This is a genomic window from Pectobacterium artocarpous (genome assembly GCF_046159765.1).
In the GTDB taxonomy this organism is placed as follows: domain Bacteria; phylum Pseudomonadota; class Gammaproteobacteria; order Enterobacterales; family Enterobacteriaceae; genus Pectobacterium.
Genome location: NZ_JBJXVK010000013.1, coordinates 35,695 through 54,813, shown reverse-complemented (window position 1 = coordinate 54,813; position 19,119 = coordinate 35,695). Strand labels below are relative to the sequence as shown.

18 protein-coding genes are annotated in these 19,119 nt (G+C 51.2%); 10 read left to right on the top strand and 8 right to left on the bottom strand.

All coding sequences use genetic code 11. The annotated features are described in order from the left end of the window. Positions 1-2: 2 nt before the first annotated feature. The 3 genes from ACKQAD_RS10200 to ACKQAD_RS10190 form a co-directional block, all read right to left on the bottom strand. Positions 3-1,169 (bottom strand): PQQ-dependent sugar dehydrogenase, encoded by a 1,167-nt coding sequence (locus ACKQAD_RS10200; protein WP_409160055.1) that lies wholly within the window; start codon positions 1,167-1,169, stop codon positions 3-5. Positions 1,170-1,308: 139 nt separating this feature from the next. Next, entirely contained in the window at positions 1,309-1,797 is a 489-nt protein-coding gene (locus tag ACKQAD_RS10195; RefSeq protein WP_409160054.1) for an ATPase, read from the bottom strand. A gap of 166 nt (positions 1,798-1,963) precedes the next feature. Next, complete coding sequence (locus tag ACKQAD_RS10190; protein ID WP_157910781.1) at positions 1,964-2,218, bottom strand: hypothetical protein; 255 nt, start codon at positions 2,216-2,218, stop codon at positions 1,964-1,966. Positions 2,219-2,426: 208 nt separating this feature from the next. On the opposite strand from ACKQAD_RS10190, the gene rimO reads away from it, so the two are divergent. Next, positions 2,427-3,740, top strand: a complete 1,314-nt coding sequence (rimO, locus tag ACKQAD_RS10185) for a 30S ribosomal protein S12 methylthiotransferase RimO (RefSeq protein ID WP_409160053.1) — start codon at positions 2,427-2,429, stop codon at positions 3,738-3,740. 181 nt (positions 3,741-3,921) lie between these two features. Then, on the top strand, positions 3,922-4,695 hold the full coding sequence (gene sanA / locus ACKQAD_RS10180) for an outer membrane permeability protein SanA (protein WP_409160052.1): 774 nt from the start codon (positions 3,922-3,924) through the stop codon (positions 4,693-4,695). 9 nt (positions 4,696-4,704) lie between these two features. Here the strand turns inward: sanA and yeiB are convergent, their stop codons facing one another. The 3 genes from yeiB to ACKQAD_RS10165 all read right to left on the bottom strand — a co-directional run bounded on the left by yeiB (position 4,705) and on the right by ACKQAD_RS10165 (position 8,691). Beyond that, positions 4,705-5,880 carry a DUF418 domain-containing protein YeiB gene (yeiB, locus tag ACKQAD_RS10175; RefSeq protein WP_409160051.1) on the bottom strand — a complete coding sequence of 392 codons (1,176 nt, stop codon included), beginning with the start codon at positions 5,878-5,880 and terminating at the stop codon, positions 4,705-4,707. Between the two features lie 136 nt (positions 5,881-6,016). Continuing rightward, positions 6,017-6,682: a GTP cyclohydrolase I FolE gene (folE, locus tag ACKQAD_RS10170; protein WP_409160050.1), complete on the bottom strand. Its 666-nt coding sequence runs from the start codon at positions 6,680-6,682 to the stop codon at positions 6,017-6,019. A 326-nt stretch (positions 6,683-7,008) separates the two neighbouring features. After that, positions 7,009-8,691, bottom strand: coding sequence for a methyl-accepting chemotaxis protein (locus ACKQAD_RS10165; protein WP_409160049.1), 1,683 nt, complete (start codon positions 8,689-8,691; stop codon positions 7,009-7,011). On the opposite strand from ACKQAD_RS10165, the gene ACKQAD_RS10160 reads away from it, so the two are divergent. From ACKQAD_RS10160 to ACKQAD_RS10135, 6 genes are all read left to right on the top strand, one after another. Beyond that, entirely contained in the window at positions 8,579-8,836 is a 258-nt protein-coding gene (locus ACKQAD_RS10160; RefSeq protein ID WP_409160115.1) for a hypothetical protein, read from the top strand. The genes ACKQAD_RS10165 and ACKQAD_RS10160 overlap by 113 nt on opposite strands. Before the next feature lie 542 nt (positions 8,837-9,378). After that, entirely contained in the window at positions 9,379-10,269 is an 891-nt protein-coding gene (ptrR, locus tag ACKQAD_RS10155) for a putrescine utilization regulator PtrR (RefSeq protein ID WP_409160048.1), read from the top strand. Positions 10,270-10,380: 111 nt separating this feature from the next. Beyond that, entirely contained in the window at positions 10,381-11,502 is a 1,122-nt protein-coding gene (locus tag ACKQAD_RS10150) for an S-(hydroxymethyl)glutathione dehydrogenase/class III alcohol dehydrogenase (protein WP_409160047.1), read from the top strand. Positions 11,503-11,543: 41 nt separating this feature from the next. Beyond that, on the top strand, positions 11,544-12,386 hold the full coding sequence (fghA, locus tag ACKQAD_RS10145; RefSeq protein ID WP_409160046.1) for an S-formylglutathione hydrolase: 843 nt from the start codon (positions 11,544-11,546) through the stop codon (positions 12,384-12,386). 182 nt (positions 12,387-12,568) lie between these two features. Beyond that, the gene (locus ACKQAD_RS10140; RefSeq protein ID WP_409160045.1) at positions 12,569-13,213 is read left to right on the top strand and encodes a glutathione S-transferase family protein; all 645 of its coding nucleotides are present in this window, start codon (positions 12,569-12,571) and stop codon (positions 13,211-13,213) included. Positions 13,214-13,434: 221 nt separating this feature from the next. Beyond that, positions 13,435-13,647 carry a KTSC domain-containing protein gene (locus ACKQAD_RS10135; protein ID WP_409160044.1) on the top strand — a complete coding sequence of 71 codons (213 nt, stop codon included), beginning with the start codon at positions 13,435-13,437 and terminating at the stop codon, positions 13,645-13,647. An 88-nt stretch (positions 13,648-13,735) separates the two neighbouring features. Here ACKQAD_RS10135 and ACKQAD_RS10130 read toward each other — a convergent pair whose 3' ends face one another. Then, positions 13,736-14,824: an oxidoreductase gene (locus ACKQAD_RS10130; RefSeq protein ID WP_409160043.1), complete on the bottom strand. Its 1,089-nt coding sequence runs from the start codon at positions 14,822-14,824 to the stop codon at positions 13,736-13,738. Between the two features lie 263 nt (positions 14,825-15,087). Between ACKQAD_RS10130 and ACKQAD_RS10125 the strand changes: the two genes are divergently transcribed. Both ACKQAD_RS10125 and ACKQAD_RS10120 read left to right on the top strand, forming a co-directional pair. Further along, positions 15,088-16,599 (top strand): sugar ABC transporter ATP-binding protein, encoded by a 1,512-nt coding sequence (locus ACKQAD_RS10125; RefSeq protein ID WP_409160042.1) that lies wholly within the window; start codon positions 15,088-15,090, stop codon positions 16,597-16,599. Positions 16,600-16,670: 71 nt separating this feature from the next. Continuing rightward, positions 16,671-17,591, top strand: a complete 921-nt coding sequence (locus ACKQAD_RS10120; RefSeq protein ID WP_409160110.1) for an ABC transporter permease — start codon at positions 16,671-16,673, stop codon at positions 17,589-17,591. A gap of 408 nt (positions 17,592-17,999) precedes the next feature. Here ACKQAD_RS10120 and ACKQAD_RS10115 read toward each other — a convergent pair whose 3' ends face one another. Next, a complete protein-coding gene (locus ACKQAD_RS10115) occupies positions 18,000-18,989 on the bottom strand; it encodes a 2-hydroxyacid dehydrogenase (RefSeq protein ID WP_409160041.1) in 990 nt (329 codons plus the stop codon). Between the last annotated feature and the right edge of the window lie 130 nt (positions 18,990-19,119).

The following is a 19,119-nucleotide window of genomic DNA, read 5'->3' as shown; positions in this document are numbered from 1 at the left end:
TCTTACTCCAGTCCGACTTTCAGCAATTTGCCATTGTCGTGATCGGTCAGCAAATAAAGGTAGCCGTCAGGCCCCAGCCTTACGTCGCGAATGCGCTCGCCGCGATCGCCAAGCAAGCGCTCTTGGGACGCGACTTTGTCACCATCAAGCGCCAACCGAATCAAGTTCTTCTCTGCCAGTGCGCCGATAAACACTGAGTTTTTCCACTGTGGGAAACGATCGCTGTTGTAGAAAGCCATTCCGCTGATGCCCGGTGATTTTTCCCAATAGAAATCCGGGTTCGCCATCCCTGCAATCTCTTTTCCTTTCGCTTCTGGAATCTTCAACCCAGAATAGTTAATGCCGTGTGTCGCAACCGGCCAACCGTAATTTTCACCGGCTTTGGGGATATTGATTTCATCACCGCCTTTCGGGCCATGTTCATTTTCCCACAGCACACCAGACCACGGATTAATCGCCAATCCCTGCGGGTTGCGGTGCCCATAAGACCAGATTTCCGGCCGCGCATTAGGGGTATTCACAAACGGGTTATCGGGCGGCACCTTACCCTCTGCCGTCAGACGCACAATTTTGCCCTGTAATTTATCCAGATCTTGTGCGGTCGGGCGCTCATTGTTTTCACCCAGCGCGATAAACAGGTGACCTTGTCGATCAAACGCCAGCTTGCCGCCGAAGTGGTTACCCGTCGACAACTTCGGTTCCTGACGGAAGAAGACCGTGAAGTTCTCTAACCGCTTATTGTCCTCGGAGAGTTTGCCATAGCCGACTGCGGTTCCCGCTTGACCATCACTGCCCTCTTCAGCAAAACTCAGGTAGATGCGTCGATTCTGCGCAAAATTCGGCGATAGCGCGACTTCCAGCAATCCCCCCTGTGATTTGGCAAAAACCGTCGGTACACCCGCTATCGGTGCAGACAGCGCGCTGCCCGCTTTCCATAAGCGTAGATTCCCGGCGCGTTCCGTAATCAGTATCCCCTGATCTTCCGGCAAGAATGCTAATGACCACGGGTGATCCAGCTTATCCTGCAATTCCGTCACCTTCGGTTCCGCCGCCAATAACGGGCTGGAAAACAGCAGCGTCGCGCTAAGCAGCAGCCAATGTGGCGCAGTAAGAAATCGTCGTAACAGGGGGGCTGAAGCAGAATTGCGAGGCATCAGGCAGTAGGACATAGCGTTGTCTCCATCCAACAAAAAGTCCTGTAAATTTAGGCGGCGGGCAATGTTTGTGCAAAAAAACAGGGCAAGGTTTACATTTATTGAAGAAATTCAAAGAAACCAGTAGCTAAAGCGGCGGAAATAATAAATTGGATTATCTCGGCTGAATCATCCTGATTTTGTTTTCATCCCACGATTTCATCACACTGTTGTACAACCACATAGGCTGCACGTTATCAAACGATTCCTCGACGATATCAAGAAAGCCATCCGGTGTAACCTCACCAAGAAACGTCAATGTCGTCGTTGAATTATCGAAAAAATAAGCACGATGGCAGAGTCGGATCATCTCAGAGAGATAAATCAAGCTACGCTGATAACGCCCGAAGACCTTATCCTTCGGCACACTATGCCCGCCTAATGCAACACGCTGAGTTATTCGCTCCTCGTTGAGTTCTGGATCTGACGTACAGACATAATAAAGGTAAGGTTTATAACCGCTTTCTCTTGCCGCTTTTACAAAATCGAGATGACTTTTGTGACTCATCACGGACTCATAGGTAAAAGAAAGCCGATCGCGAATCCAGTCCTCCCTCAAACCTAAGGAAATTCTCTGTGCCAGCCTGGCCGCTGAGTCATCCATCGGACAATAGTGCTTTATCGACCGTCACCCCCCAGCAACGCAGGTAGATCAATGTGCTTTGCAATATCGTCGGGGTTCGGGTACTGCCCCAAAGGAACGGCGTAGGTTTCTCGCAATTCTTTAGTCAACGTCGTTTTGCCCGATCCATTCGGGCCTGCAACCCGTCTCAAGCTCGGCAAAGCAGCTCCCTGAGCTTAATTGGCGGTTGACCGTCCACGGGTTTAATTTCTGAGAGCGTACCATCAGGAGCTTGACTGACCAGCCATCCATCTTTGATATAAGCGATTGATACACCGGAATCTAACGCTTCTTTGATTGCCTGCTTTGAGGCACGGGCACCGATCTGCATTAAGGTTCGATTATCATCAATCTTGCTTTTACGCTGATGCTTCCGCACGACTTTAATTCGTTGCACCATCATGCCTCCTGACTCGTGGTAATGATGAAAAATTATACCATAACGTTCTGCATGCATTTACTATTTAGCGCCGCTTTGCGAAGCACCTTCCACGAGACCTCATCACCACGGCGATAAAATGCTGAGTTTTACACCACTGACTATAAGGATAATCAACTATGGTGTAGAATCCTCCGGTTTTTATTTTCTGTTTATTTTGTGAGCGAATAATATGCAACAACCACGTATCGGCTTTGTTTCCCTCGGCTGCCCGAAAAACCTCGTCGACTCCGAGAGGATTCTGACCGAACTGCGTACTGAAGGTTATCAGGTCGTCCCCCGCTATGACGATGCTGAACTGGTGATCGTCAATACCTGTGGTTTTATTGACAGCGCCGTACAAGAGTCGCTGGAAGCCATCGGCGAAGCGCTGAATGAGAACGGTAAAGTTATCGTGACGGGCTGTCTGGGTGCCAAAGAAAACCAAATACGCGAAGTGCATCCAAAAGTGCTGGAAATTACCGGTCCGCACAGCTACGAGCAGGTGCTGTCGCACGTGCATCAATATGTTCCTAAACCGACGCACAACCCGTTTACCAGTCTGGTTCCCGAGCAGGGAGTGAAACTCACGCCGCGCCATTACGCGTATCTGAAAATTTCAGAAGGCTGTAACCACCGCTGCACGTTCTGCATCATTCCTTCTATGCGTGGCGATTTAGATAGCCGTCCAATTGGTTCGGTGCTGGATGAAGCGAAACGTCTGGTTGATGCCGGCGTAAAAGAGTTGCTGGTGATTTCTCAGGACACCTCGGCGTACGGCGCTGATGTGAAACAGCGCACCGGATTCTGGAACGGGCAGCCGGTCAAGACCAGCATGGTCAGCCTGTGTGAGCAACTAGCATCACTCGGCGTATGGGTGCGCCTACACTATGTCTACCCTTACCCACACGTAGACGATGTGATTCCATTAATGGCAGAAGGCAAAATTCTTCCTTATCTGGACATCCCGCTCCAACACGCCAGCCCGAAAATTCTCAAACTGATGAAACGCCCCGGCGCAGTAGAAAGAACGTTGGAGCGCATTAAGCGCTGGCGTGAAATTTGCCCAGACTTAACGCTGCGTTCTACCTTTATTGTCGGTTTCCCCGGCGAGACGGAAGAAGATTTCCAAATGCTGCTCGACTTCCTGACAGAAGCCAAACTCGACCGCGTAGGCTGTTTTAAATTCAGCCCGGTCGAAGGCGCAGCAGCCAATGCATTGCCGGATCAGGTACCGGAAGCGATCAAAGAAGAACGCTTCCACCGTTTCATGCAGCTTCAGCAGGCCATTTCTACCCAGCGCTTGCAGGATAAAATTGGCCGTGAAGTCCTGGTGTTGATCGATGAAATCGACGAAGAAGGCGCGATTGGCCGCAGCATGGCCGATGCGCCTGAAATCGACGGCGCGGTTTACCTCAACGGAGAAACTGGCGTGAAAGTCGGCGACATCGTTAAGGTCAAAGTCGAACACGCAGACGAATACGATCTGTGGGGTAGCCGGGTTTAGCACGCCCATCACGCCAGCTTTTCTGCCCGAAAGGCTGGCGTTTTATTTTCATATCATCGTCCCCTGACGCTGAAAATTCAATCAATAAACTGCCCGTTCCTCGCCTTCGTCTTGCTTCCCCCAGTCAGGTAAAGTAGCCTTGAGGCATGATTAGTCGACTAGCCTTACCCGAGGCATAAGCATGTGGAAACGCCTGACATTCAGTTTGTTAGCCCTCATTGGCGTGCTGCTGCTCTCTGCTTTTGCCCTCGATCGTTGGATCAGTTGGAAAACCGCGCCGTTTATTTACGATGAGCTTCAGACGCTGCCGAAGCGTCAGGTTGGCGTCGTATTGGGGACGGCGAAATACTACCGTACCGGCGTGATCAATCAGTATTATCTGTTCCGTATGCAAGGGACGATTAACGCTTACAACAGCGGTAAAGTCAGCTATCTGCTCCTCAGTGGTGATAACGCGCTGCAAAGCTATAATGAGCCGATGACGATGCGGCGCGATTTGATCGCCGCTGGCGTTCCGCCGTCGGATATCGTGCTAGACTATGCAGGTTTCCGCACGCTGGACTCCATCGTCAGAACACGTAAGGTATTTGATACCAACGATTTCACCATCATCACCCAACGCTTCCACTGCGAACGCGCGCTGTTCATCGCGCTGCACCTCGGGATTCAGGCGCAGTGTTACGCCGTGCCCTCGCCCAAAAATATGATGACCGTGCGGGTTCGTGAGTTTGGCGCTCGTCTGGGCGCGCTGTTCGATCTGTATATCCTTAAGCGCGAGCCGCGCTTTTTAGGGCCGCAGGTGCCGATTCCCTCAGAACATACCATTCCAGAAGATGCCCCGAATTATCCTGCCGTCCTGCCGGAGCAGGTGCTGCCTTCGCCAGTTCATCAGGCTAAACCTGACCAACCGGCGAAAGCCGGGCCCGAACCGCAGAACGAGCACACCGCACCGTAAAGTCTTTTTCTACGCCGTTTTCCCTAGCGCATAGGTGAGTTTGCGCCATAGCCATTCAAGCGGCCCTTGTCGAAAATAGCGCAACCAGTAGTGTGAAAAGACCAGATTGGCGATCCAAATCGCAGGAACCAGCACCAGCAGTTGCAGGCGGCTGAAGGCCATAAACAGGCCAAACTGGTTAAACATCACCACGCAAATCAGCGTTTGCAGCAAATAGTTGGTTAACGCCATACGCCCGACATCCGTAATCCAGTACGTAATGCGCCATTGGCACAACGTGCCCCAAAAACTATAGCACAGCGCCAGATAGCCTATTGCCTGCAAAGGTGAACTCAGTTCGCGCGGAATTTGCAATAACAGTCCGCTCCAGCGATATTCCCAATCCACCAGCCACTGCCCCACCACGCCAATACTGTTAATCGCCACGCCCAGTGGAATCAGCCACAGTGCAACCTTGCGATAGTGTGCCGTGCTGAATTCACCTTTCAGCCAGCCGCTGCGCATCAAACCTGCTCCTAATAGCATCGATCCCGCTAGCAGCCAGCCGTACTGCACACCCAGCGACAACAGACTTTCCGTGAGCAGATTGACGCGATTACTCCACGCTTCCGGTCCGCCTAACGCCCGCCAATAAGCCTCATAGGTGATATCCACCATACCCGGTAGCCAGAATCTCCCCGGTTGCAGGCTCAGAATCTGGCTCAATACCAACAGCACGCCGATTCCCACCAGATACAGAACCGCCCCCGTACGCATTAATAATTGGCTGCTTTCCGCATGGCGAATCATGCCGTAACACACCAGCCCAATTAGCGCATAGTCGAGCAAAATATCGCCATCCCACAGGAAAATGGCATGAATCAAGCCGATGATCATCAACCAGAACAGACGCGCATGTACCCAGCGTTTCCCCCGTGACAATAGCATCTGGAGACCTGCACCAAAAAGAAGGGAAAACAGCGTGAGAAATTTTGCCTGCGCCAGTAGATCCATCGCCGCCCACGTTAAAGCATCAGATAACGTGACTTGTCCCTGCCAGGCTGGATTCAGGTATGCCGCATGGGGCAAGCCAAACGCCGTAATATTCATCAGCAAAATGCCCAGAATGGCGACGCCGCGAGCAAAATCCAGCGCAACGATCCGCGCAGGTGGCGATTGAATTGATGGTACAGAGTGAGAAGGCATACACATTACATTTTCAAATCATCGAAGTCGCGATTGTATGCATAGGCGGGGAAAAAGCGAAAGAACTTACCAATGTAGCGATGACCTATTAAGCGATGACAACGTGTATGTTCTTCATCATCGCTAATAGAGAGGCTTAATTATGGTGGTGGCGCACCGCACGCAAGAATTCCTGACGTGTGTTCTGACTGGATTTAAACAGTCCACCGAGTGATGTCGTCGTCGTGGCGCTAGTCGCATCACGAATACCGCGCGCTTTCACGCAGTAATGCACCGCATCGATCGAAACCGCAACGTTATTGGTACCCAATAGCGTTTGCAGCGCGACTAAAATCTGCTGTGTTAAGCGTTCCTGCACCTGAGGACGCTGAGAGAAAAACTGGACGATGCGATTGAGCTTCGACAAACCGATGACGCCATCTTTCGGAATATATGCCACCGTCGCTTTCCCATCGATCGTCACGAAATGGTGTTCACAAGTACTGGTCAGCGTAATATCCCGCACAGTGACCATTTCATCGACCTTCATTTTGTTTTCAATGATGGTGATTTTAGGAAAATTGGCGTAGTCCAAACCGGAGAATATTTCATCAACGTACATTTTGGCGATACGAGTCGGTGTTTCAGCCAGGCTGTCATCGCTCAGATCGAGACTCAGCAAATTCATAATTTCCGTCATATGCTCGGCAATACGTTGCTTACGCGTATCCCGATCCAATAACGCGCCGCGCAGCGGCGTTTCCAGACCGCGAGCCAGTAGCGCTTCGTGCACCATAACGGCTTCTTTACTTAGTGATGACATTATTATTCTCCTGCAGGTGTAACTATGCCTATCGCACTATCACGGCCTTGATTGAACCCTAGCGCCGTCAACACTCTAGTTGAGAGAGTCACGATTATCCAGCGATTGTATCTCATGATTGTTGAAATAGATTCAGGTTATCAAATGTGACGAATGTGACGATACACGGTCGCGAGGTGTGAATCGTACGCACAGAAAAACCACGATTCCGTCATCAAGGTTCGTCATAAACAAAAAAGCACCGGGTGGATATCCCGGTGCTTTTAGCGATAACGTCCCTGATGTTGGCGGTCTACAGAGCGCTGAAGACGCTTGCTATCAGGCTATCAGAAGGTTTCCCAGTTATCGTTTGCATGACCTTTCTTACCGCCAGAAGCCGCTAATAGCATCGGCTTCTCTGCGGCGGGTGTTTTCTCCGCCAGACGAGGTTGGGAACGACGATGTGCATCTGCCGCCGACAACTGGAACACCGATACCGCTTCAGTTAACTGACGCGCCTGATCTTCCAGCGAGGCGGCAGCGGCGGCAGACTCCTGCACCAATGCGGCGTTCTGTTGCGTCACACCATCCATCTCCGTCACAGCCTGACCAATCTGGGTAATACCGCGACTCTGTTCATCCGATGCCGATGCGATTTCGCCCATCAGATCGTTCACACGGGTAATCGCGGAAATGATGGAGTCCATCGCTTCGCCAGTTTGTGTGACCTGATTTGACCCCGTATTGACGCGTTCAACGGATTCCGCAATCAGGCTTTCAATTTCTTTCGCCGCCTGAGCACTGCGCTGCGCCAGATTACGAACTTCGCCCGCCACTACCGCAAAACCACGCCCTTGCTCACCGGCTCTGGCCGCTTCCACCGCCGCGTTCAACGCCAGAATGTTGGTCTGGAAGGCAATGCCGTTAATCACGCTGGTGATGTCAGCAATTTTCTTCGAGCTGGTTGTAATACTCGCCATCGTCGCCATCACATCAGCCGTGACATCGCCCCCTTTCTTCGCCGCGATGGACGCATCCTGCGCCAACTTGGTCGCCTGATGTACGTTATCCGCATTCTGTTTTACCGTCGCACTCAACTCTTCCATACTGGCGGCGGTCTGCTCCAGTGCAGCGGCCTGCTGTTCCGTACGTGCAGAGAGATCGTTATTGCCGCTCTTGATTTCACTGGAACCCTGATGAATCGATGCAGAGCTGTCGCGGATAATAGAAACCGTATTCACCAGACTTCCCTGCATCTCTTTCAGATAAGGAATCAGTTGTCCGGCACAGTTACGGCCAAACTCGTCGATCGGGTGATTAAGCTGTCCGGCGGCCAACACCCGGAAATATCCTTTGATCATATTCAACGGTTTGACCAGGTAGTTGACCAGATAGCGATCCGTCAACAGCAGGATAATCAACCCAAGAACCGCTGCACCGAGCAAAATATGGTTACTCCAGCCAACCAGACCGTAGACCTCGTTCATTGACTCCTCTGACGAGGAAAGAATCGCGGCCTGGTATTTCTCCATATTGACGCCGAACGCCACGCTCAACGGCGGGTAGGATTTACGAAAAAGCTGACGGAACTCCTCCTGACGATTCTCACGCGCAGCGTTCAGCATCGGCGTCAACCCGTTATCCAGTAACTGGGTCCACGCAGCTATCGTATCGTCTGCGGTTTCTTTATTGACGCCAGCATGCTCACTGGCTTTGAACGCAGCCAGTTGATCTGACGCGTTTTTAAACGCGATGGTTGCTGACGTAAAGACTTTTTCTGCTTCCGCCGTTTCGCCCGTTTGCTGGAAATCCATCGAGCGTAACAAACGAGTAACCGTACGAAAATACTGGTCATTGCCTTTTACCAGCATCTCTACGTCTTTACGTTGAGTTTCGCCGGATTCCAACAGTTTGGTCATGTTGCTTAATGAGGTGGTGGTAAAAAAAGACGCGCCACCCCATACAACAAGAAACAGGCCCAATATTGTTAAAAGCATTGCCCTGATGGTGATATTTTTTAAAAAATTCACAGAAGACTCCTATAAATTATCTGGCGACTTTCCTCTGCGCTTTATGCAACATAGCTGCACATTTTTAATTGGAAATACGCCTGGTGTTACGCCATTTAATGAAGAGCAGAGGCTCTCATTAGTTAGAGCTATTTTCATTTTATGACAAAAATATACTTTTACTTACAATAACGATAACATGCTCCTACCACACATTAACATTATCGGCACTTCTGGCAGGCCACTTTACGCTTTTCCATCAAAAAATACGACCAAAATTGATAACATAGATAGTTTTTGACTATCATTTTACTACAACAATTTATCTATACATTTAACTATTTATTTTAATTATCTATTTTCTCTTCTTCACTATTACATCACAGTAAAATACAATTTTATTTTCCTGTGATTATTCTTATTTCCATTTTGGTCTCATATTTAGAAAAATATGCTTCTATTCGTTATAAAGTTGATTATGGTGCTATTCATTCAGGTCGCGATCATTTTATCTCTTTCTAAGCCCAAATATTAATCCTGATGATAATTACGCCCATCATTTTCATGATGCAGGCAAAATTGCACACGACTCGCTTACATCTCGTTCATCTCCGTGTGGCGTGATCCTGTTGCGAAATGCGCAGCTTACCGCTACACTTCACAAAAAATGAATAATCAAACGCTAGTTCATTACGAAAAGAGAAAATTATGGATTTGACCCAACTCCGCATGTTCTGTCTCGTTGCTGAAACGGGCTCAGTCGCGCGCGCCGCAGAACAGCTTCATCGGGTGCCTTCAAATCTGACCACGCGGTTACGCCAGTTGGAACAGGAATTGGGTACCGATCTATTCATCCGTGAGAGACAGCGCCTGCGCCTGTCTCCTATTGGGCACAATTTCTTATGTTATGCGCAGCGCATTCTGGCACTGAGTGAAGAAGCGATCAGCATGACGCGCACGGGTGAACCCACGGGTAATTTCGCGCTAGGCTCGATGGAAAGCACTGCGGCAACCCGTTTGCCCACACTGTTAGCAGCTTACCATCAGCGCTACCCCAACGTGTCGCTGTCTCTGAATACCGGTACCTCTGGGGAAATCATTGAGCGCGTACGGGCAGGAACGCTGGCAGCCGCGTTAGTCGATGGCCCCGTCGTTTACGATGAACTGAATGGCTGTTCATGTTTTACAGAACGACTCGTGCTGATATCCGACACAACGCACGCGCCGATTAGCCAGGCGCGGGATGCCAGCCACGATACCCTGTTTGCCTTCCGCCCCAGCTGTTCCTATCGAAAGCGCCTTGAGAGCTGGTTCCGGCAGGATGGCGTGGTGCCCGGCACTATCATGGAGATCCACTCATACCATGCCATGCTTGCCTGTGTAGCCAGCGGTGCCGGGCTGGCCATGCTCCCGTATGCCATACTTGAATCGCTGCCCGCTGGCGCGCGCGTTCAGGTGCATGAATTGCCGCCCGACATCGCCGCGGCGTCCACGTGGCTCGTCTGGCGGCGAGACGCCTTCGGCCCCAATGTCGAAGCGCTAAAAAAGCTCATTATTGAACAGTGCAGCATTATTGAACCACCCGCTCAGCAGGAATAACCCCTAATTTTCCCTGAGCGGCCATTTTAAGACCCGACGATACGGTGATGAATACCACGTCCTCTCATTCACTTTACAACCCATAACGGAATACCATTAGGAGTCTCCACCATGCAAATGATTAAAACCCGTGCCGCCATCGCCTGGGGTCCCAACCAGCCACTGTCGATTGAAGAAGTAGATCTGATGCCACCACAAAAAGGTGAAGTTCTGGTACGCATCGTCGCAACTGGCGTGTGCCACACGGATGCCTACACGCTGTCCGGCAAAGATCCTGAAGGTGTTTTTCCCGCCATTCTGGGTCATGAAGGCGGTGGGATTGTAGAAGCGATTGGAGAAGGTGTCACCAGCGTCGCCGTCGGCGATCACGTTATTCCGCTTTACACGCCAGAATGTGGCGAATGTAAATTCTGTCGCTCCGGCAAAACCAACCTGTGTCAGGCTATTCGCTCCACGCAGGGCAAAGGCCTAATGCCAGACGGCACCACCCGTTTCTCTAAAAACGGCCAGCCGATTTTCCACTACATGGGCACATCCACGTTCGCAGAGCACACCGTCGTGCCTGAAATTTCGCTGGCGAAAGTGAATAAAGAAGCGCCGCTGGAAGAAGTCTGCCTACTGGGCTGTGGCGTGACCACCGGTATGGGTGCGGTGCTGAATACGGCAAAAGTTAAAGCTGGTGATACCGTTGCGATTTTCGGCCTTGGCGGCATTGGTTTGTCGGCCATTATTGGCGCGCAAATGGCCGGTGCCGGACGTATCATCGGTATCGATCTCAACACCAGCAAATTCGATCTGGCGCGCAAACTGGGTGCTACCGATCTGATCAATCCGAAAGATTATGACAAGCCAATTCAGGATGTCATCGTTGAGTTGACCGATGGCGGCGTGGACTTCTCCTTCGAGTGTATCGGTAACGTCAATGTCATGCGTTCCGCACTAGAGTGCTGCCATAAAGGCTGGGGTGAATCCATCATCATCGGCGTAGCGGGTGCAGGCGAAGAAATCTCCACTCGTCCATTCCAACTGGTGACCGGTCGCATATGGCGCGGTTCCGCATTCGGCGGCGTAAAAGGCCGTAGCGAACTGCCAGGCATTGTCGATCGTTACCTGAAAGGCGAGTTCCCGCTGAATGATTTCATCACCCACACCATGGGACTGGACGACATCAACACGGCATTCGATTTAATGCACGCAGGCAAATCGATTCGCTCTGTGATTCATTTCGGTTAATTGCACCACCGTCAGGAACAGAAAAAGGAGGCTGTACAGCGATGACATCATCACTGGAACTGCTGGAAGAACACCGTATGTTTGGTGGCTGGCAACAGCGCTACCGCCATGTGTCAGACACGCTGAACACCGCGATGACATTCAGCATTTATCTGCCACCGACGCAGGATGACACGCCGCCGCCCGTGCTTTACTGGCTGTCCGGGTTAACCTGCAACGACGAAAACTTTACGACGAAAGCAGGCGCACAGCGCGTTGCCTCCGAGCTGGGTCTGGTGCTGGTGATGCCAGATACCAGCCCGCGTGGCGAGGGCGTAGCGGACGATGCCGGTTACGATCTGGGTCAGGGTGCAGGGTTCTACGTAAATGCCACGCAGTTGCCCTGGTCGACACACTACCGGATGTATGACTACATCAGCACCGAATTGCCGACACTGATCCAGCAGCATTTTAACGTGAACCGCCGTCAGTCTATCAGTGGACATTCGATGGGTGGACACGGCGCACTGATGCTGGCGCTGCGCAACCCGGAAAAATTCCTTTCTGCATCGGCGTTCGCGCCCATCGTTAACCCCAGTCAGGTTCCCTGGGGACGCAAGGCGCTTACCGCCTACCTCGGCGAGGATGAAACGCAGTGGTTGCAATATGACAGTTGTCATTTACTGGCCAATAGCCAGAAGATGCTACCAATATTGGTCGATCAGGGAGACTGCGATCAATTTCTTCCCGACCAACTGCAACCGGCAAAACTGGAAGAACTGGCAAGTCAGTATGCCTGGCCGCTAACGCTGCGGACACAGTCTGGCTATGACCACAGCTATTTCTTCATCGCCAGTTTCATTGAGGACCACCTGCGCTTCCATGCCCAGCATTTGTTCGAGTAATCGCTTAAACTGTGCTACGAATAATGGGCTATGCTCATCTGGCTGATAACCGCACTCGGGGATGGATACCATTCCGGTTCCCCGAGTGCTATTTCTCTTCACTATCACAGAAAATCGCAGTAAAAAATAGCGTACCTGCCGTGCTAAATAACGGAATCAAATCAGACAATAAGGAAACCTTGATGATACACGTTCATCACCTCGAAAAATCCCGTTCTACCCGCGTGACCTGGCTGCTGGAAGAGTTGGGCGTTAATTATGAAATCATTCGCTATACGCGTGACCCAAAAACGTTTAGTGCTCCAGCATCGCTCAAGCAAATCCACCCATTAGGTAAATCGCCGGTGATTACCGATGGCGACCTTACGATTGCCGAATCCGGGGCGATTGTGGAATACCTGATTGAGACTTACGGTAACAGCAGGCTCCGTCCACAGAGTGGACAAGCGCTACTGGACTATCGTTTCTGGCTGCATTTTGCTGAAGGTTCGTTCATGCCACTGCTGGTGATGCGTCTGGTATTGGCGAAAACAGAATCCGCGCCGATGCCATTCTTCATTCGCCCCGTGGCGCGAAAAATTGTGAAAAGTATCGAAAAGGCGTTTATTCTACCGCGATTGACGGCGCAGCTTCAGTTCATCGAGCAGCATTTGAGTACACAAGACTGGCTTGCAGGAGAGTCACTCAGCGGTGCGGATATACAAATGGCAGTCCCGCTCGTGCTGGCAAAAACGCGTCTGGATTTCAGTCACTATCCGTATATCCAGCAATACATTGAGAGAATAGAAAACCAGCCTGCTTTTCAACGGGCTATCGCTCAGGATTAACGACGCATTCGGGACATGTTCTCATCGACGATGAGAAATAAACCGTTCCATGAGTAACAACACAGAAATTCTGTGAGCATTTGCTGATTATTCATAAAGTAATAACGATATGCTGCGGTTTACCCCGATATATTTCGAACTATAACACGATAGAGGATAGCAGTAGTCGATAGGTGGTATACCGTCAGGATGCGGCTTTGATACGTTGGGAGTGATTAATTTTGCAGAGAAAACGCGTTTCATCAACAGAGTTGTTTTCAGTCGGATACGATGCAGAAAAAAGTCAGTTAGAAGTCGAACTGCTGAATGGGAGTATTTACCTCTATAGCGGCGTCGCACGCATGATTTATGAAGAGCTGATGGCAAGCAAGACGAAGTACCGCTACTACACCAGCTACATCAAAAATTCATTCCCTTACGAGAAGACACAATAGTTTTTAAAGACAACGAACCGTCGTTTTTAAAGACAAAAATAGTCTATAAGAGCGGAGCTCCCTCTCCGCCTCTTCTCTTCCTACCGGTTTATTCTTTAGCAGACTCAACGGTATTAAAGGCCGCCAGAAGAACCTCTTCATTGAGCGTCAACGGCAGATAATGAATGGATTCTCCCACCTGCAAGGTTCGGGCAATAACGGCCTGAAGCGCCGCGCGATCGTGAATATCCACATCCAGTGCGGCCAGCGAGGTCGGCAAACCCAATGCCTTAAACGCCGATTTCAGTTGGCACAGCGTTTCACGATCCCCCAGCAAGGCACTCTGCACCAGAAGGCCATAGGCCACTTTAGTGCCGTGCAGGAAGCGTTCCGTTTGCGGCAACACCGTCAAACCATTATGAACCGCATGTGCCGCCGCCACACGGGTGTAACGTTCACCCAACCCGCCAACCATACCGCCACCCGCAATGATCGCATCGACCACATCCAGAAAGTCCTGCGTCAGTTCACCACGTTTGACGGCTTCCAGCGCAGATTCACTTTGTTGCAGCAACACGTTGCGAATATCCAATGCGGCCTGTAAGCCCAGTCGAACAGAAAGCGGCAGCGTTTCTGACTGAGGACTCAGCACGACGGCTTCATACCATTTCGCCAGCGTATCACCGACGCCAGCCAGCAGGTACTCCACCGGTGCTGCCAGCAAAATCCGCGGCTCCACCAGCACCAGATGGTTAGCATCGGTGAAAATCTCGAAACGCAACGCCTGGCCGGCATCGTTATACCAGACGGACAGCGGCGTCCAAGCCGCACAGGTCGCCGCAATAGTCGGAATAGCCACCAGCGGCACGCCAATGTGGCGCGCGGTGACCTTCGCGGTATCCAGCACCGCCCCACCACCGATGCCAATAACAACCTGGCAGCCATCGCCCGCCTGTGCAACCAGTTTTGCGACTTCCCTCTCGCTACAGTGCGCGCCAAACTGAACGCGTCGAGCTGAAGGGGCGTCGAATTCGGCTGGCAAATATGGTCGCGCCGCAGCCATCGCCCGCTCACCGTAGATCCACAGTGCGTTTTTCAGCATCTCCGGCGGATAAAACTCCAGCAGCTTATCGAGAGCACCAGAGAAAGAAAAATAGTTAGCAGGGCCAACCTGTACACGGACTGTCGTTGTGTGCATGTTCGAATTTTCCTCGCCGCGCCTTTTCTTGAGCACGGTCTTATCTTATGTTTTTAACAGCCGAATATGCTGCGCTACCCGGTTGATAATCCCATCTTATTCATTTGCTTGCGGTAGATTAAGAACTTTTTTACTTAATTTATGCTTTTTCGTTCATAGCCACCCTATCTCAAACACTTGAAGCTGTATTAAATTCTCTGGGATATGTGCTACCTTTCTTTTCCGTTATTTGATGACCCTGACCGCCAAGAGCGTTACCGACCATGATCCCTACCTCCCAAAGCCGACTGGAAATGCACAATATTTCCATCTCCTTTTCTGGTTTCCACGCCCTCAAGCAGGTTAATTTCACACTGGAAGGGGGATCGATTCATGCCCTGACCGGCGCAAACGGCGCGGGTAAATCCACGCTTATGACGATCTTATCAGGGGCTTACGATCACTATCAGGGTGACATTCTGATTAATGGTAAGCAGGTTGACGTCCATTCACCGCGTGATGCCAAGCGGTACGGTATTCATCTGGTGCAGCAGGAAGTCGATGTCGCGCTGGTTCCCACGCTGTCCGTAGCGGAAAACATTATGCTGGATACACTGGCGCAGGACGGGCATTTGCTGAGTTGGCCGCAAATATACCGCCAGGCGCAGGTGCTGCTCGATCAGCTTGGTGTTCACCTCAATGTTCGTCAGCGGCTGGATATCTGTACGCTGGCCGAGAAACAGCAAATTCTGCTCGCCCGCGCCTTGTCCCACGAGTGCCGCTTCCTGATCTTAGATGAACCCACTGCCCCGCTGGATCAGGCAGAAAGCGCACGCCTTTTTCAGGTAGTGCGCCGTTTACAGGCCGATGGCATCGGGATCGTGTTTATTTCCCACCGTATTCATGAGCTGAGCGAAATCTGCGATACATTGACCGTTCTGCGTGACGGCGAGTTTGTCAGCAGTAGGGCAATGCAGGGACTCAGCGGCGAAGAGATCGTAGAGCGAATGCTGGGGCATCGGCTTGACGACATCTTCCCACCACGCCGAACGGCACCTGCCGAAGAGACGCTGCTTCAGGTCACCGGCTTGCACGACGAAACGCTGCTGCACAATATTTCTCTTACGCTACGCAGAGGGGAAATTCTGGGTATCGCTGGGCTGGCTGGCGCGGGGAAAACCGAGCTATGTAAAGCACTGTTCGGCGCGGAGCCGTGCCAGATCGCACAAGGAGAATATCGCGGTAAACCCTGGCGACCACACTCGCCGCACCAGTCCGTCGAGCAGGGTCTGGCGCTGGTTCCTGAAGAGCGGCGTAAAGAAGGCATTTTTATTGATGAATCTGTCACCATGAATCTCAGCATCACCGCCACCGACAGTTTTTCTCGCTGGGGCTTCTTCAGCCGCAGTAAGGCAGTCAACTGGGCGAAACAGATCGTTGATCAACTAGCAGTTCGCACCACCGGTCCGGCACAAAAGCTGGCGCGCCTGTCGGGTGGAAATCAGCAGAAAGTGGCGATCGGCAAGTGGCTACGCAGTGAAGCACAGGTTCTGATTTTTGACGAACCAACCAAAGGCGTGGATATCAAGGCCAAACAGGACTTGTTCACGCTGATTGACGACCTCGCCCGTCAGGGCAAAGGCATTATTTATGCCTCGGGCGAGTTTTCCGAACTGGTTGGACTCTGCGATCGCATCTGCGTGCTATGGGATGGCCGCATTGTCGCAGAGCTGAACGCCGCTGAGATTGACGAAGAAACCCTACTTTTATATTCAACTGGAGGAACTCCCGCGTGAGTCACCCACTTTCATCTAACGGGGCGCTCCCCTTCCGTCACCACGTTTTCGAGTTTCTCTATAAGTGGGGCATGCTGATCACGGTTGTCGCGCTGATTGCCCTCTTCGGGCTGGCGTCGGACAATTTCCTCGATCCGTATAACATTATTAATATCCTGCGCTCTATCGCCATCGTCACGGTGATTGCGATTGGTGTCTCTATTTCGCTGTCCGTGGGCGGTTTCGATCTTTCCGTGGGCTCAACGGCTTCGCTGGCCAACGCGCTGGTTATCTCCCTTTTTGTCTGGTACGGATTCGGTACCACAGGTGCGATCGTTCTGACGCTGCTGCTGTGTACGCTGGTCGGGCTGTTCAACGCCTTCCTCATCGTCGTGCTGAAGATTCCTGATATGCTGGCGACGCTTGCCAGCCTGTTCGTCATTCAGGGCGTCGCGATGACCTACAGCTATGGCGGCTCTATCACACAGAACATGGTGCTGCCAAGCGGCGAGATGGCGGAAGGCATCATTCCTGAGTTCTTTGCCTCACTGGGTCAGGTACCAGTAATTGTTGTCATCATGCTGGCAGTAACGGTGCTGGTGCAGCTGTATCTGTCCCTCACCAAACACGGCCGCCGAATGTATGCCATCGGTGGCAACCCGGAGGCTGCGAGACTCGCGGGGATTCGTACGGCACGTTATCGTGTGCAGGCGTATGTGTTTTCTTCATTACTCGCGGCGCTGGGCGGCATTTTACTGGCATCACGTATCGGCTCTTCTCAGGTCAATGCCGGAGGCGGCTATTTGATGGATGCCGTTGCCGCTGCTTACATCGGTTTCTCGCTGGCGGGGTCCGGTAAACCAAACGCGCTGGGTACGTTGCTCGGTGCCGTTATTCTTGGCGTCTTACAGAATGGGCTGGTGATGCTCTCCGTGCCTTATTACGCCATGGATATTATCAAAGGTCTGGTTCTGGCGCTCGCGCTGGCAATGACCTATATCCAGAAACGCTGATACGCACTGACTTCCGCCCCATTCATCCGGATTCGGGGCGGATTCACCATTCAGCCCACCACTATCTTCCTTCATTAAATCGGACTTTTCCCACAAAAAATATCACCACACCCGTTTTATTATTTACTGCTGTTATTATTAATAGATAAATATTCCCTCATACAACAAAGAGATTAATCAGAAGAATCACAAATAATAACGTTTCGTTTTAGATCTGATGTGTAGCACTTTCATTATCTCGCAAATATCTTTCATTCCTTCACCGATCGTGAAGCTGACGTAGATAATCGATGACAAAATATTCAATCTGAAGAAACGTTCAATTTTAGTAATCAATTAAAATTGATTAGCATCATATTTTCGTTGCCGGGCAATATTCCCTTATACCCGGCGAAATCAGATTACCTCTTATTTGTATCCGTTCTGCTGGGCATACTCATCAATATTTTCAATCGTCTTTTCCATCAACAGTTGCAGCGATGAAGCAGACGTCCAGGAGATATGTGGAGTAATCAGAAGATTAGGCAGAGTTTTCGCCGCGACCATCAATGGATTGTCTTTTTGCGGCGGTTCCTGCGTCAGGCAGTCCAGCGCTGCGCCAGCGATGACGCGCTCATGCAATGCCAAAGCCAACGCATTTTCATCAATCAATCCACCTCTGGCAGTGTTAATAAGAAACGCAGTGGGTTTACACAGTGCGAGCGTCTCCGCATTAATCAGATGCCGCGTGCTCGCATTGAGCGGACAGTTGAGTGAAATCACATCCGCCAGCCGCAGAACGTCCTCAAACGGCAGATAACCCACACGACACTGCGAAACGCCTCGGTGCTCGGCAAAAATCACCTTCATCCCCAGCGCTTGAGCCAAACGCGCGACTTCCCGCCCAATCGCACCTGCCCCGATGATGCCCAGCGTCGCACCTGCAATGTCTTTAACGGGATGATCAAAATAGGCAAATTGCGACTGGCTGGCCCATCGATCGCCCAATTGATCGCGATACCACGCCATCAGGCTGTGCTTTAGCGCGAAAATCATGGCAATCACGTGCTCGGATACGGCTTGCGTCGAGTAGCCCGGCACATTTTTGACAGTGATACCCAACTCTTTGGCCGCGACAAGATCGATATTGTCGGTTCCCGTTGCCGTCACGGCAATCAGCTTCAGCTCAGGCAACGCGGCCAAGGTATCTCGCGTTAACAGGGCTTTATTCGTGATGATAACGTGGGTGTCTTTTGCTCGGGCGATAACGTGATCGAGCGAGGTGTAGTTATATTCAATCCATTCATGGCGACATTGTGGACGCCTAAAATTCGTCTTTTTCAGAAAAATGGTTTCAGGCAGTGAGCCTTTATCCAAAAAGGTAATTTTTAACATCATCGTGTCCTGGTTGCTATTCATACACTGATTGCCGATATCATGCGTTCCGCAATTGGCAATCACGACAGGTATTCTCATACAAAAATAATGAATTAATTTCTCTGTACGACACAAGACAACGAACGCACTAATAACGTTACACTTCCTGCCT